Raw genomic sequence first — 14,477 nt, 5'->3', positions numbered from 1 at the left:
GACGGGTCTGCCCCGGCTCATGCACCGAGGACGGAAAGGCCGGCACGTTGGGCGCATTCGGATAGCCTTGCGGCTCAAAGCAGAGACTTTGCTGCTGCACATACCGCCTGTCACCCTTCCCCGGCCCACCGGCCAGCGGCTCACCAGCCACAAGGCCAGTGTAGAACTGCATGGTGGGCTCAGTCGACCAGACTTCCATCACACGTCCGCTCTCAGGTGCGCTGACCCGGGCGCACAGTGCCAGCGCGCCATCGTTGGCGGAAGAACGGTCAATCTCAAAACAGTCGTCGTACCCTGCGATGCCATCCACTGTGTCTGAAGCCTGTATTTGCGTTTGCAAGGTCACCGGCTTGCGCAAGTCAAACGGCGTTTCTTCCACCGGCAGCAACTGGCCCGTGGCAATCAGCTCAGGTGTCATTGCGAAATAGCGGTTTGCGAAAATCGTGACCTCGTGCGCCAGCGCGCTGCGACTCGCCGGGCCCTCGAGATTGAAGAACGCGTGCGTGGTGAAATTGGCTACGGTAGGCGCATCCAGTGCCGTCGCCTTGTAGTCGAGCACCAGTTCATTCGCATCCGTCACGCGATACGTCACGCGCAAGTCAAGGGTTCCGGGGAACCCCTCCTCCCCATCGGCAAATAAGTAACGCATCTCCACGCTGGAGCCGTCGTGCTGCACCGCATCGAACACCTGGAAGCGCGAGCCGCGCAGGCCGCCGTGCAGGCAGTGCGGACCATTGTTGGCGGCCAACTGATGTTCCTGGCCGCCCAGCATGAAGCGCGCGTTCTCTATGCGTCCGGCAAAGCGCCCCACAAAGGCGCCCACGGAGGGTGCGCCACCCACCACGCCTTCGATGCTGTCGTAACCCAGCACCACGTCGCCAAGATGTCCATCGCGGCCGGGCACCAGAATCTGCTCGATCTTGGCGCCGTAGTTAGTCACGCAGACCGTCATTCCCTGCTGGTTGCGCAGTATGAACAACCCGACGGACTTGCCGTCGATCTCGCGCACAAACCGCGCAGGGTCAAGCAGCGTGACGGTATTCAACTCGCTCACTTGGCAATAATGGTCAGCAGTTCTTCGCGCGTGGTCGGATCGGCCATGTATTTTCCGTACAGTGGCCCCATGCGCCTGACCATGGGCGAGGCGTCCCTGACCTTGACGAACTGCGAGCCCTGTTTGGTCGTTGTCTCCAGGGCAGCGGCAACCCGCTTGTTCCACAACTCGCGCATCAGAATGGCCGACTTGGCACCCGCATCGGCGAAAGCGGCCTTGTCTTCCTTGCTGAGCTTGTCCCAGAGTTTCGTCGACACCACCAGTGCTTCGGGCGAGATCACATGGTTGGTCATATAAACGTTTTTGGCCACCTTGTAATGCCCTGTGGACTCATACGAAGGCAGGTTGTTCTCGGCGCAATCCACCTTACCCTGCTCAAGGGCGCCCAACACGTCCTTGAAAGGCAAGGCCACAGGCTTGGCCTCCATGAGCTTTACCATTTCGATGTAAACCTCGGACTGTTGCACCCGGATGTTCATGCCGGCCAGGTCCCTGATGTTGCCAACGGGTTTGACGCAGTAAAAAGAACGTCCACCACCGTCGTACCAGCCCAGCACAACGAAGCCGGCCGCCTTCAGGTTGGCGGAAAACCGTTCACCGAGCTTGCCGTCCAGGTGGCGGAACATGTGCGCGGAGTCAGTGAACAGAAAAGGGAGGTTCAGTACCTTGATGCCCGGCACGGCATCCGACAGCGGGCCGGAGCTGAACTCGGCCACGTCAATCTCGCCGCTCTTGAGCATCTGCACGGCCTTCGGCTGGTCGCCGAGTGCGCCGCTGTTGAAGAGTTCGATGTTATAGCGGCCACCAGTGCTCTTGGCGACCTGCTCCACAAAACTCTTCATGGCCTCCGAAACCGGGTAACCGTCGGGATGGATGTTCCATGCGCGCAGCTTGGTCTGCGCCATGGTTACGCTCGCGCATAGCGCAAAAGAGAGGCACACAAGCCCCTTGAATGAAGTCCGCATTTTTGTCTCCTGGCATGGGTGATAACGGTCAGCCTCTAGCGGGCTGACTCGTCTTTTTCAACGTTTGATCCCTTCCCTGATGTTCACACGGATGGACGCACCTGATTAAAAAGAATCCAATGATATCGTCACTAAATCACGCAACGTTTTTTTCAGTCCAGTTTGATGTTCGCATCCGCAACAACTTTGGCCCAGCGGCTGCGTTCCTGGTTAAAAAACGCGTCCTGCTGCACAGGTGTCATCGTCACGACCTCGGCGCCCTGCCCCGCCAGCTTGGCGCGGATGTCAGGACTGCGGATGATCTTGATGATCTCCGTGTTGAGGCGATTGATGATGGCTGCAGGCGTTCCATTGGCCACAAGCATGCCCTGCCAGGTGCCGGACTCGAAATTGGCAAGGCCCTGCTCGGCCAGCGTAGGTACATTGCCGATCAACGGCATGCGTGTACTTTTGGAAACTCCCAGAATTTTCAGCTTCCCGCTTTGCACATGCGGCAAAGTAGCAAGCATGCCGTTCATGAGTATCTGCGTTTGCCCGGCGATGGTGTCGCTGACAGCTTGTGAGCCGCCCTTATAAGGAATGTATTGCCACTTGGCTTTGCTGGCGCGTTCTACTGAAACGCCTGCGAGGTGCGGGGCACTGCCCATGGCCGTTACGGCAAAGTTCAGGTCAGACTTGTGCGAGAGCGCCACCAGTTCTTTCAGGTTATTGGCAGGTACCGAGGGATGCACCACCAGCAAATGCGGTGAATACGCGAGCATGGTGACGCCGCGCAGGTCCTTGGACGGGTCAAAGCCCAGCTTCGTATAAACCGAAGGACTGATGGCCAACGCACCGGTGTCGCACAACAGCAAGGTGTACCCGTCGGGCGCGGATTTGGCAACGATATCGGCGCCGAGATTTCCATTGGCGCCGGCCTTGTTGTCCACAATCACTGATTGCTTGAGCGCCTCGGACAGTGGTTGGGCAATCGCACGCGCGATGATGTCGGAAGATCCGCCGGGCGGGTAAGGTACCACCAGGCGAATGGGTTTGGACGGCCACGAAGCCTGTGCGCTCACGGCGCCGGCCCCCAAAGCCAACGAAGCGGCCATAAGCTCTCGTCGATTGATAGGCATGTTTATCTCCGGATGTATATAGAAGCGGTGGCCTCCACCAGCTGCGCCTTGAGCCTCTTTGGGCTCTTTATGGCGGATGCGTTATGCGACTTCGTGGTTGCCCAGAAGTTCAAGTGCTCGCACCAGAGCGGAATGGTCCAGGTCCTGCATGCCGTTGGCGGCACATGCTTGCATGAGCTGGGCCGCACCGGCTGTTTGCGRCAGGGCCAGGCCCAGGGTACGAGCGCCGCTGAGAGCGAGGTTCAAATCCTTCTGGTGCAGGCCGATACGGAAACCAGGCGCAAAAGTGCGCTTGATCATGCGCTCGCCATGCACTTCCAGGATACGCGACGAGGCAAAGCCGCCCATCAGAGCCTGACGCACCTTGGCCGGGTCTGCGCCAGCCTTGCTGGCAAACAGCAGCGCTTCGCCGACGGCTGCGATGTTCAGCGCCACGATGATCTGGTTGGYCACYTTGSMGGTCTGSCCRTCSCCGTTGCCGCCCACCAGCGTGATGTTYTTKCCCATCAATTCAAACAGCGGCTTGACGAGGTCAAACGCCGCCTGGGGGCCGCCCACCATGATGGTCAGGCTCGCGGCCTTGGCGCCGACTTCGCCGCCCGACACCGGTGCGTCGAGGTAGTCGCAACCCAGCGCGTTGATCTTCTTGGCGAACTCTTTGGTGTCCATCGGCGAGATGGAGCTCATGTCGACCACGGTCTTGCCTTTGGTCAGCGCCTGCGAAACACCGCCTTCGCCGAACAGCACCTTGGCCACGTCGGGCGTGTCGGGCAGCATCAGGAAGATGATGTCCGCCTGCTTGACCACGTCGGTGATCGAATCGCAGGCCTTGCCTTTGCCGGTCAGCAGCTCAGCCGGCACCTTGCCCAGCGTGGTCATGAAAACTTCGTGCCCTGCCGCGATCAGGTGCGCCGCCATGGGGTTGCCCATGATGCCCAGGCCGATAAAACCAAGCTTGCTCATAAAAAATGCTCCTTGTTCGTAAAAAATAGCGGCGGCCCCGGACGTGCAGCCCGGGATGACAGAAAAATCAGGCGAGGTATTTGTCGCGCAGGGCCTGCGTAGCGCCACGGAACACGCCGAGGTCACTGCCGACGCCGACAAAAGTCGCGCCCATCTCCATGTAGCGGCGTGCGTCGGCTTCCACCGGCGCCAGGATGCCGACCGGCTTGCCGTGCGCCTTGGCGGCGGCAAAAATCTTCACCATGGCTGCCTGCACTTCCGGGTGGCCGGCATTGCCAAGGTGGCCCAGGCCGGCGGCCAGGTCGGACGGACCGACAAACATGCAGTCCACGCCCGGGGTGGCGGCAATCTCGTCAGCCGCCGCCGTGCCCGCAATGCTTTCGATCTGCACCATCACGCAGATGTGGTCGTTGATGGACTTGAGGTAGTCCGGCACCGTGCCGTACTTGTTGCTGCGCTGGGACACCGAGACACCGCGAATGCCTTGGGGCGGATACCGCGTGGCCGCAACGGCGCTGGCGGCCTGCTCGGCGCTTTCGACGAAGGGAATCAGGAAGTTGTAGAAGCCGGCGTCGAGCAGGCGCTTGAGCTCGACCGAGTTGTTGCTGGTGGGGCGCACCACGGGTGCACTGACACTGTCCTTCAGCGCCATCAGCTGCGGGATGTAGGTGGCCATGTCGTTGGGCGAATGTTCACCGTCGAGCAGGATCCAGTCGAAGCCGGCCACACCCAACACCTCGGTGGTGATGGCGTTCGACAGCGAGGACCAGCAGCCAATCAGTTTTTTGCCGGCGAGCAGATCGCGTTTGAAGCTGTTGGGAAAGGACTGGTAAGGCGTGGTTTGTGTCATGGTGGTGTGCTGTTGTTTCTCAAAAATTTCGGCTTATTCGGCCTTGATGTTGGCGGCCTTGATGACCTTGGCCCACTTGTCGACCTCGGCCTTCTGGTAGGCGAGCAACTGCGCCGGCGTCATGTTTGACGGCTCCATGCCGAACACCTTGAGCTTGGCCTGCACATCAGGCTGGGCCAGCACCTTCATCACCTCGGCATGCAGGCGGTCGACCACGGGCTGCGGCGTGTTCGCGGGAACAAACAAGGCCTGCCAGGACACCATGTCAAAGCCCTTCTGGCCGCTCTCGGCGATGGTTGGCACCTCGGGAAAGCCAGGCACGCGCTGGCTGCCGGTGACGGCAATCGGGCGCAGCTTGCCGCTCTGGATGTGCGGGCCCACGATCAGGCTGGTGTCGAACATCATGTCGAGCTGGCCCCCTATCAGGTCCTGCACCGCGGGCGCCGAGCCCTTGTACGGCGCATGCGTGAACTTGACGCCCGACTGGCTGGCCAGCAGCTCCAGCGCCATGTGCGGTGAGGTGCCGATGCCCGGCGAGCCAGAGCTCAGGCCGCCGTTCTTGGCGCGGGCGGCTTTGAGCACGTCGTCCAGGGTGCGCAGCGGGCTGCTGGCCGGCACCACCAGCAGCAGCGGGCTCACGCCCAGCATAGCGACCGGAGCGAAGGATTTGACAGGGTCGTAGCCGATATTGCTGGTGTAGAGGCTGACGTTGATCGAGTGTGAGCTGATGGTGCCGCCCAGCAGCGTGTAGCCGTCTGCCGGTGCGCGCGACGCAATGGCCGAACCCACGCTGCCACCGGCGCCGCCCTTGTTGTCGATGACGATGGGCGTGCCCAGCGCGGTCGACAGCGGCTGCGCGATCAGGCGGGCCAGCGTGTCGGTGTTACCGCCGGGCGGGAACGGCACAACATAGGTAATGGCCTTGCCAGTGGGCCAGGCCCCTTGTGCAAATGCAGAGAGGGCCGACAGGCCGCCGGCAGCTGCGGCGATGGCAGTGTGAATCAGGGTACGGCGTTGCATGGTGATGTCTCCTTGTGTGTTTTGAGCGAAAAGTCAGGTCACGGGTGCGGGGTTGAACAGCACCAGCGCGTTGTGCAGCTTCCAGTGCTCGGCCCAGGTCTTTTTGCGGCCACTGGCCACTTCGAGCATGAGGTGGAACATCTCCCAGCCCACGTCTTCGATGCTGGCGTCGCCGTCGGCAATGCGACCGGCGTTGATGTCCATCAGGTCGTGCCAGCGGCGCGCCAGGTCGCTGCGGGTGGCGACCTTGATCACCGGGCATTCGGCCAGGCCGTAAGGTGTGCCGCGGCCGGTGGTGAACACATGCAAATTCATGCCGGCGGCGAGCTGCAAGGTGCCGCAGATGAAGTCGCTGGCCGGTGTGGCGGTGTAGGTCAATCCCTTGCGCTTGAGCTTTTCACCGGGCGCCAACACGCCGCTGATGGGCGAGCTGCCGGACTTGACGATGGAGCCCATGGCYTTTTCGACGATGTTGGACAGGCCGCCTTTTTTGTTGCCGGGCGTGGTGTTGGCGCTGCGGTCCACTTGGCCTTTTTGCAGGTAGGCGTCGTACCAGGCCATCTCGCGAATCATGGCCTGCGCTACTTCCGGCGTGGTCGCGCGCGAGGTGAGCTGGTCAATGCCGTCGCGGACCTCGGTGGTTTCTGAAAACATCACGCTGGCACCGGCGCGCACCAGCAGGTCGGTGCAAAAGCCGACCGCCGGGTTGGCGGTGACGCCGGAGAAGGCATCGCTGCCGCCGCACTGTACACCGACCACCAGTTCGCTGGCGGGCACAGTCTCGCGGCGGCGCGCATCTAGCTTTTCCAGGTGCAGCACGGCCGCCTGCATGATGGAGTCGATCATGGACATGAAGCCGACATGGTTCTCGGACTGCAGGCAGACCACGTCAAGCGGCGCTTCGGCGTTGACGCCGACATCGGCCACGCTGCGTTCGTCGACGATCTGGATGGTGCCGGGCGGCATCAGGCGCTCGGGCTGCAGCTTCTCGCAGCCCAGGCTGACCACCATCACCTCGCCGCCGAAGTTGGGGTTCAGGCTGATGTTGCGAAGCGTGCGTATCGGGATGATGGCGTCGGGGGCGTCGATGGCGACACCGCAGCCGTAGGTGTGTTCCAGGCCGACCACGTCGTCGACGTTGGGAAACTTCGGCAGCAATTCGTCCTTGATGCGCTTGACGGCGAAGTCCACCACGCCGGCCACGCACTGCACCGTGGTGGTGATGGCCAGGATGTTGCGGGTGCCGACGGAACCATCCGTATTGCGGTAACCCTCGAAGGTGTAGCCCTCCAGCGGGGCCTGTGCCGGGGGCTTGACGGTGGCGATCGGCAGGCCTTCGAGGCCACGCGCGTCGGGCATGGCGAGGAGGCGCTCGTGTACCCAGCTGCCGGCAGGAATATCTTTCAGTGCGTAGCCAATCGGCACGTTGTAGCGCAGAACTGCCGTACCCTTGAGCAAGTCAACCAGCGCCACCTTGTGCCCTTGAGGAACCCGCTCGACCAGCGTTAACCCATCGGCAAACACTGCGCCAGCCGGAAGTCCGCCGTCGTTGGCGACGATGGCGACGTTGTCCGCATCGTGCATGCGGATGTAGAGCGGGGGACGAGCGGCGGGTGCGTTCATCAGAAGTCCACGATCTCGACCCAGTTCGGGTTCTTGCCGCCAGGCTGGCTCTTGCCCGCGCCCGGAAGGCCGGTGGCGGGGTCAATGGCATGCAGCGACACGCCGTGCGAGTCCTGGCCGGTGGCGATCAGGTAGCGGCCGGTCGAGTCGACCGCGAAGCCGCGCGGGGTCTTCTCGGTCGGCGTCTGGCCGACCACCGAGATCCGGCCCGTGGCGGGGTCGACCTTGAAGGTGGTCAGCGTGCTCGACGTGCGCTCGGAGCCGTAGAGGAATTTGCCGTCCGGCGAAATCTGCAGGTCGGCAGCCCAGACCTTGCCGGTGAAGCCGGGCGGCACGACGGTGCTGCGCTGCACATGGCTCATCGCGCCCCTGCCCGCGTCATAGCTGAACACGTCCACGCCGCCGTCCAGTTCGTTGAGGAGGTAGGCGTATTTTTGCGGCCTGTCCCACAGGAAGTGGCGCGGGCCGGTTTTGGCTGGAGCCACATTGACGAGTGCCGGTTCGTTGGCCGTGAGCACGCCGGTCGCCGGGTCAAACTTCCAGCTGGAAAGGTTGTCGCCGCCCAGGCTTGTGGCGAAAACGTACTTGCCCGAAGCGTCGGCATGGATGGCATGCGCATTGGGCGCGGTCTTGACGATTTGCTGCACCGCACCCACGACGCCGTCGGCGCCTATGTTGTTCACGGTGATCTTGTTGCCGCCGTACGAGGCGCCGAACAGCCACTTGCCGGTTGCGTCGAGGTCGATGTTGGCCATGCTGTCGGCCAGCGTGGACTCGCCCAGCTTCTTCAGGCCGCCCGTAGACCCGTCGATGGCGAAAGTCACGACACGAAACGGCTGCGAGCGCAGCGCCACGTAGAGGAATTTTTTGTCACGGCTCACCACCATGGGCATGGCTGTGCCGCCCACCGGCACGCTGGCCACCGGCTTGAGCGCACCTGCCGCGCGGTCCAGCTGCATCACCGAGATGTCCTGGCTGTCGGCGTTGGACACGTAGACCCAGGTGGCCGCGGAGGCTGCACCGGAGGCGGCAATCATGCCCGCGCCCGTGAGCAACAAAAACAATGTGCGCAATGAGGCAGGAAGCATGGGAAGTCCTTGTGTCATGGGTTGAAGAAATTCTATGGAACGGCGCTGCTCAGTAGCGGGGTTGCGCGCCGGTGAACGCCGGGTCGTACTTGCGCATCTGCCCCAGGTCGTCGCGGTTGCGGATGCCGCAGTGCAGGTAGTTGTCGTGCAGGCGTGCCAAAGCGATGCGATCCAGCGTCACGCCCAGGCCGGGCGTGGTCGTCACACGCAGGCTGCCGTCCTCGAAACGCAGGCGGCCGCCCTCCACCACTTCCTCGTCCTGCCAGGGGTAGTGGGTGTCGCAGGCGTAAGTCAGCAGCGGCACGCTGGCGCACAGGTGCGTCATCGCCATCAGGCTGATGCCGAGGTGCGAGTTGCTGTGCATCGACAGGCCCAGGCCAAAGGTGCTGCACAGCCGCGACAATTGCTGAGTCACGCGCAGGCCCCCCCAGTAGTGGTGGTCGCTGAGCACGATCTTGACCGGGCAGCCCATCTCGGCGTTGCGGCGGAATTCGGCGAAATCGGTCACCACCATGTTGGTGGCCAGCGGCACCTCGCAGTCGCGCGCCACGGCCGCCATGCCCTCAAGGCCGGGCGCAGGGTCTTCGTAGTACTCGAGCACGCCGCGAAGCTTTTCCACAATCTTCAGGCTGGTCGCCACGCTCCAGTTGGCATTGGGATCGATGCGCAGCGGCACGCCGGGGAAAGCCTCGGCAAGCGCCAGCAGGCCCGCAGCTTCCTGATCCGGCGCAAGCGCACCGGCCTTGAGCTTGATGCTCTTGAAGCCGTACTGATCGATCATCCGGCGCGCCTGGGCTACCAGTTGGGGCGGTGTGAGCGCTTCGCCCCAGGCGTCACGCGGATATCCGGAAGAAGCAGGCTTGTCGATGTGCTCTGCGTATTTGTAGAAGAGGTAGGCCGAAAACGGCACGCGGTCGCGTGCCGCACCGCCCAGCAGGTCCACCACCGGAGCACCAGCCAGTTGCCCCTGCAGGTCCAGCATCGCGACCTCGAAGGCGCTGATCACCTTGGCCACGGTCTTCGAGACGTGGGTGCCCGGCGCCAGTGACACCTGCTGGCCGAGGAACTCCGATGCGGTCTGCTTCGGCGGCGTGACCTGCGCGGCCACGCGCGATTCCATCTCGCTGAGAGCCCAGGGCGACAGGCCGACCAGGCTGGGCGCGACCTTGGCCAGCGCCTCCAGCATCGGCAGGTCGCCGTAGCTTTCGTTGATACCGACCAGGCCCGTGCTGGTTTCCAGCTCGATGATGGACCGCAACGCCCAGGGCTCGTGAATACCGGCCGCGTTCAGGAGCGGCGGATCGCGAAAGGCAATGGGCGTGATACGAACCGCGGTGATCTTCAACACGGACATAAATTACTTGAGCAGCAGGTTGGGCAACCACAGCGATAGCGCCGGCACGTAGGTCACCATGAACAGCACCAGCAGCAGCSCCCCGAAGAACGGATAGAGCGCCTTCACCACCTGCTCGATGGGCAGCTTGGCCACCGCGGCACCGACAAACAGCACTCCACCCACCGGCGGCGTGATCAGGCCCATGCCGAGATTGACCATCATGATCATGCCGAAATGCACCGGGTCCACGCCGAGCTGGGTCACCACGGGCAACAGGATGGGCGTCATGATCAGGATCAGCGGCGCCATGTCCATCAGCGTTCCCAGGATCAGCAGCAGCACGTTGATCATCAGCAGGACCACGTACTTGTTGTGCGAGACGCTGGTGAACATGCTGGTGATCTGCTGCGGAATCTGCATCAGCGTCATGATGTAGCCGAAGCTCGCGGCAAACGCGATCAGGATCATGACGATGGCCAGGGTCTTCACAGTGCGGTGCACCAGCTTGGGCAGGTCGCGCCACTTGTAGTCGCGGTAAATGCACATGGTCACAAAGAAGGCCCAGATCACGGCAATGGCGGCCGATTCGGTGGCCGTGAAAATGCCCGACAGAATGCCTCCCAGGATGATGACCATGGTCATCAGGCCCCAAAGCGCATCGGCGCAGATCTTCAGCGCCTCGCGCATGGGGATGACGCGGCCCTTGGGGAAGTCGCGTTTCTTCGCGATGAACAGGCACATGACAGCCAGGGTCAGGCCCAGCAGCAAGCCAGGCAGCACACCCGCGAGAAACAGCGCCGCGATCGACACGCCGCCGCCGGCGGCCAGCGAATAAATCACTGCGTTGTGGCTGGGCGGGATCAGGATGGCCTGCACCGAGCCACTGACGGTGACCGCCGTGGCGAAGTCGCGCGGGTAGCCCTTTTTCTCCATCTCGGGAATCAGCACCGAACCGATGGAGGCCGTGTCGGCCATGGATGAACCGGAAATGGCGCCGAAGAAAGTTGAGGCCAGAATGTTGACCAGCGACAGGCCGCCGCGCACAAAACCGACCAGCACACTGGCAAACGCCACCAGCCGGCGGGACATGCCGCCCTCGGCCATGATGGCGCCGGCCAGCACGAAAAAGGGAATCGCCAGAAGCGAAAACTTGTTGACGCCGCTGGAGATCGCGATCATCACCGCGTCCAGCGGGATGTCTATCCACCAGGCGCCGATCAGCGCGGACAAGCCCAGGGCATAAGCCACCGGCAGGCCCAGAACCATGAGCAGGAGAAAAGACCCCAGCAGAACAAATGCATCCATCAGAGAGCCTCGCCTTCAATTTTTTCGTGGTCGTAGGTGACAACTTCGCGGTCACCCTGATGGCCCAGCGCCATGCGTTCAAGTACAAAGATAAGCGTAATCAGGCCGCCCAGGGGCAGCGGAAGATAGGTGGCGCCCACCGGCATCCAGGGGATTTCGCCGATGTACTGGCCCCAGGTCTGTATGCAGAGCTTGGCGCCGTAATAGGCCATGAAGACGGATACCACCGCCATCAGAATGTCCATCAGCCACGCAACGACGCCGCGCATTTTGGCGGGCATGCGGTCGGTGACCATGGCAACGGAAATATGCGCATTGGCCCGGTAAGCGGCCGCCGCACCAAAGAAGGTGAAGATCACCATCAGCAAAATCGAAATGGGCTCGGGCCACTGCGACCCGGTGCCCAGCACATAACGCGTGAAGATGCCCCAGGGAATGATCAGCGACATGGCGAAGATCGAGAAGCCCGAGATCCAGATGCACGCGAGGTACAGCCAGTCGTTGAAGCGAAGGGTGTGGTGTTTCATGGTATTTCCGCAATACGGCAAGACAGCCCAGACGCGCTGCGTCGGCAGCGCGCCTGGGCCCGGGAGCAACGCTTATTTGGTTGCGTCGATGCGCTTCATCAGGTCAGCAAACTTCACGCCGTACTTGGCGCGCACGGGGGCCGTAGCGTCAAAGAACAGCTTCTGGTCCACCGGCACAAACTCGACACCCGCGGCCTTCAGTTTGGCCGAGTATTCCTCGACGCTCTTGTCCCACAGTACGCGCTGTTCCAGCTGTGCCTCACGGCCCAGCTTCTTGACCAGGGCCTGGTCGGCCGGCGTGAGTTTGTCCCATGTCACCTTGGACATCACCAGCAGTTCTGGAATGATCAGGTGATTGGTTTGAGCGTAGTACTTGGCACCGGCGGTGTAATGGTTGGAAGTGAACATGCTGGGCGGGTTGTTTTCCGCGCCGTCGATCACGCCGGTCTGCAGTGCGCTGAACACTTCGCCGTAAGCCATGGAAATACCGTTGCCGCCCATCGCGTTCATGGTGTCGACAAACAGCGGATTGCCCATCATGCGGACCTTCACGCCCTTGAGGTCGGCGGGTGATTTGACCAGCTTCTTGGTGTACAGGCTGCGCGCGCCGCCGTCCATCCAGCCGAGGGCAACCAGGCGCGCCGGGCTGGCAGTGACCTTGGCCAGCAGTTCGTCGCCGATCGGGCCGTCGATCACTTTGCGCATGTGCGGGATGTCGCGGAAAACGAAAGGCATGTTGAACACGTCAACTTCCGGCACGATGGGGCCGATCACGCCCAGGGAGATGCGGTTGATTTGCAAGGCGCCGAGTTGGGTCTGCTCGACCGTTTCCTTTTCCTGACCCAGCACGGCGCCGGGGAACATCTGCATCTTGATGCGGCCGTTGGTCTGGGCTTCAAGCTTCTTGCCCATGTTCTCGACGGCGACAACCGTGGGATAACCCGCCGGGTGCGTGTCAGAGGCTTTGAGCACGATGCTCTGCGCCGAGGCGGTGAACGATACAGACAATGCGGCAGCCGCAACGGCTGCGGCGATAAAGTTTCTGCGGAAGGTCATGGTTGTCTCCTTGAAGAACCGGTTTATAAATAACTAGCGGGAAAACTGTGGCTCGGGCAGCCCACGCACGCCAGGGYGCAACGCGAACACACCGCCGGCCAGCGGCTGGTCAGACAAGTCGGCACCTTCAGGGCGTATCGACGTCACGAACAGGGTGTCGAGCCCGGCGCCGCCAAAGGCGCACATGGCAGGTTTTTTCACCGGCACGGCCAGTGACCGGTCCAGCTTGCCGGTGGGCGTGAAGCGGTGAATCAGGCCGGCATCGTTGCCGCAGATCCAGTAGCAGCCGTCGGCATCGACTGCTGCGCCATCCGGACGGCCGGGCAGCGGGTTCATGTCAACAAAGACACGACGATTGGACGGTGTGCCGGTTTCGGTGTCGTAATCAAAGACCCAGATCGTCTGCACCGAAGGATGCGAGTCCGACAGGTACATGGTACGGCCATCGGGGCTGAAGGCCATGCCGTTCGGCGTGATGAAGCCGTCCAGCAGTTTCTTCAGTTCGCTATCTTTTTCATAGCTATAGATGCAGCCCACGCTTGCGCCAGCAGCCATATTCATCAACATGGTGCCGGCAAGAAAGCGCCCCTGGCGGTCGCAGCGACCGTCGTTAAAACGCATGCCGGACATGGCGTGGGTCACAGAGGCAAGCGGCTTGAAACCCAGCTGGCCATCCGTTTGCGGGCTCAAGCGGAACACACCGCTTTCAGTGCCGGCAATCCAGTCAGGCGTGCCGCCTATCGAAGCGGCGCAAGCCAGCATTTCGGGGGCAGTCCATTCCGTCAACGCGGCGTCGGCCACGCTCCAGCGGCACAGCTTGCGCGCCGGAATATCAACCCAATAAAGCGCTTGCTCTGCTGCGTGCCAGACGGGGCTTTCGCCCACGCCGTTGCGCGCATCCAGAACCAGTTCGGCTTGAACTTCACTCATAAATATAGACACTCAGTCGCCGAAAGGGCCGGCAACGACAAAGCCACCGCCCTGGTACTGGGCTACCGGGTCCTTCAGGTCAGGCGCGGGCGTGCGGGCATAGACGGCCTCGCGGAAGATGTCGGAGCTGTCTTTGGGCACGTAGCCTATGTGGCGGGCGCGGCTGTTGTCCCACCAGGTAACCGCGTTATCAGACATGCCAAACACAATGCTGTGGCCCAGCACTGGCGTCGTCAGGCAGGCGGTAATCAGGCGATGCAGGTCGTCAAAACTCAGCCAGGTCGCCAGCATGCGGCGGTCTTTAGGCTCGGGGAACGAAGAACCGATGCGCACGCAGGCAGTTTCGATGCCGTAACGGTCAAAGTAGAGGCGCGAGAGGTCTTCGCCGAAGGCCTTGGACAGGCCGTACAGGCCGTCGGGCCTCGGCGGGTGGTCGGCGTTGATGGTCTGGTCCTGGCGGTAAAACCCGGTGACGTGATTGGAGCTGGCAAAGACGATGCGCTTGACACCGTTTTTGCGGGCCGCCTCATACAAGTTATAGGCACCCAGGATGTTGGCCTGCAAAATCGGACCGAAAGGCCCCTCCACCGAAACCCCTCCCAGATGGACAATGGCGTCCACACCCTGAACCATGCTGTTGAC

14 protein-coding genes are annotated in these 14,477 nt (G+C 62.2%); all 14 read right to left on the bottom strand.

Annotated features, from left to right (window positions below; translation table 11 throughout):
- On the bottom strand, positions 1 to 1,054 hold a 1,054-nt coding region (locus AC1D0Z_RS10445), incomplete at its 3' end, for an aldose epimerase family protein (protein WP_477658179.1).
- Positions 1,051 to 2,019, bottom strand: coding sequence for a TRAP transporter substrate-binding protein (locus AC1D0Z_RS10440; RefSeq protein WP_477658178.1), 969 nt, complete (start codon positions 2,017 to 2,019; stop codon positions 1,051 to 1,053). The genes AC1D0Z_RS10440 and AC1D0Z_RS10445, both read right to left, overlap by 4 nt.
- Positions 2,020 to 2,171: 152 nt before the next feature.
- Complete coding sequence (locus tag AC1D0Z_RS10435; RefSeq protein ID WP_477658177.1) at positions 2,172 to 3,137, bottom strand: Bug family tripartite tricarboxylate transporter substrate binding protein; 966 nt, start codon at positions 3,135 to 3,137, stop codon at positions 2,172 to 2,174.
- Between the two features lie 81 nt (positions 3,138 to 3,218).
- Complete coding sequence (locus tag AC1D0Z_RS10430; RefSeq protein ID WP_477658176.1) at positions 3,219 to 4,100, bottom strand: 2-hydroxy-3-oxopropionate reductase; 882 nt, start codon at positions 4,098 to 4,100, stop codon at positions 3,219 to 3,221.
- A 67-nt stretch (positions 4,101 to 4,167) separates the two neighbouring features.
- Positions 4,168 to 4,950 (bottom strand): 2-dehydro-3-deoxyglucarate aldolase, encoded by a 783-nt coding sequence (gene garL, locus AC1D0Z_RS10425; protein WP_477658175.1) that lies wholly within the window; start codon positions 4,948 to 4,950, stop codon positions 4,168 to 4,170.
- Between the two features lie 33 nt (positions 4,951 to 4,983).
- Positions 4,984 to 5,970 carry a Bug family tripartite tricarboxylate transporter substrate binding protein gene (locus AC1D0Z_RS10420; RefSeq protein WP_477658174.1) on the bottom strand — a complete coding sequence of 329 codons (987 nt, stop codon included), beginning with the start codon at positions 5,968 to 5,970 and terminating at the stop codon, positions 4,984 to 4,986.
- Positions 5,971 to 6,003: 33 nt separating this feature from the next.
- Positions 6,004 to 7,593, bottom strand: a complete 1,590-nt coding sequence (garD, locus tag AC1D0Z_RS10415) for a galactarate dehydratase (RefSeq protein WP_477658173.1) — start codon at positions 7,591 to 7,593, stop codon at positions 6,004 to 6,006.
- Complete coding sequence (locus AC1D0Z_RS10410; protein ID WP_477658172.1) at positions 7,593 to 8,681, bottom strand: lactonase family protein; 1,089 nt, start codon at positions 8,679 to 8,681, stop codon at positions 7,593 to 7,595. The genes garD and AC1D0Z_RS10410 overlap by 1 nt, the downstream gene beginning before the upstream one ends.
- A gap of 49 nt (positions 8,682 to 8,730) precedes the next feature.
- Positions 8,731 to 10,029: a glucarate dehydratase family protein gene (locus AC1D0Z_RS10405; RefSeq protein WP_477658171.1), complete on the bottom strand. Its 1,299-nt coding sequence runs from the start codon at positions 10,027 to 10,029 to the stop codon at positions 8,731 to 8,733.
- Between the two features lie 9 nt (positions 10,030 to 10,038).
- Complete coding sequence (locus AC1D0Z_RS10400) at positions 10,039 to 11,322, bottom strand: TRAP transporter large permease (protein WP_477658170.1); 1,284 nt, start codon at positions 11,320 to 11,322, stop codon at positions 10,039 to 10,041.
- Positions 11,322 to 11,849 (bottom strand): TRAP transporter small permease, encoded by a 528-nt coding sequence (locus AC1D0Z_RS10395; RefSeq protein ID WP_477658169.1) that lies wholly within the window; start codon positions 11,847 to 11,849, stop codon positions 11,322 to 11,324. Before AC1D0Z_RS10395 ends, AC1D0Z_RS10400 begins: the two co-directional genes overlap by 1 nt.
- A 72-nt stretch (positions 11,850 to 11,921) precedes the next feature.
- Positions 11,922 to 12,905, bottom strand: a complete 984-nt coding sequence (locus AC1D0Z_RS10390) for a TRAP transporter substrate-binding protein (RefSeq protein WP_477658168.1) — start codon at positions 12,903 to 12,905, stop codon at positions 11,922 to 11,924.
- Positions 12,906 to 12,938: 33 nt separating this feature from the next.
- On the bottom strand, positions 12,939 to 13,835 hold the full coding sequence (locus tag AC1D0Z_RS10385) for an SMP-30/gluconolactonase/LRE family protein (RefSeq protein WP_477658167.1): 897 nt from the start codon (positions 13,833 to 13,835) through the stop codon (positions 12,939 to 12,941).
- Between the two features lie 12 nt (positions 13,836 to 13,847).
- Positions 13,848 to 14,477, bottom strand: a 630-nt coding sequence (locus tag AC1D0Z_RS10380) for an NAD-dependent epimerase/dehydratase family protein (RefSeq protein WP_477658166.1), incomplete at its 5' end; no start/stop codon positions are given.

This window comes from Polaromonas sp. P1_E3, from assembly GCF_056405935.1.
The sequence above is the reverse complement of the archived record's forward strand: the minus strand, read 5'-3'. Positions and strand labels throughout refer to the sequence as shown.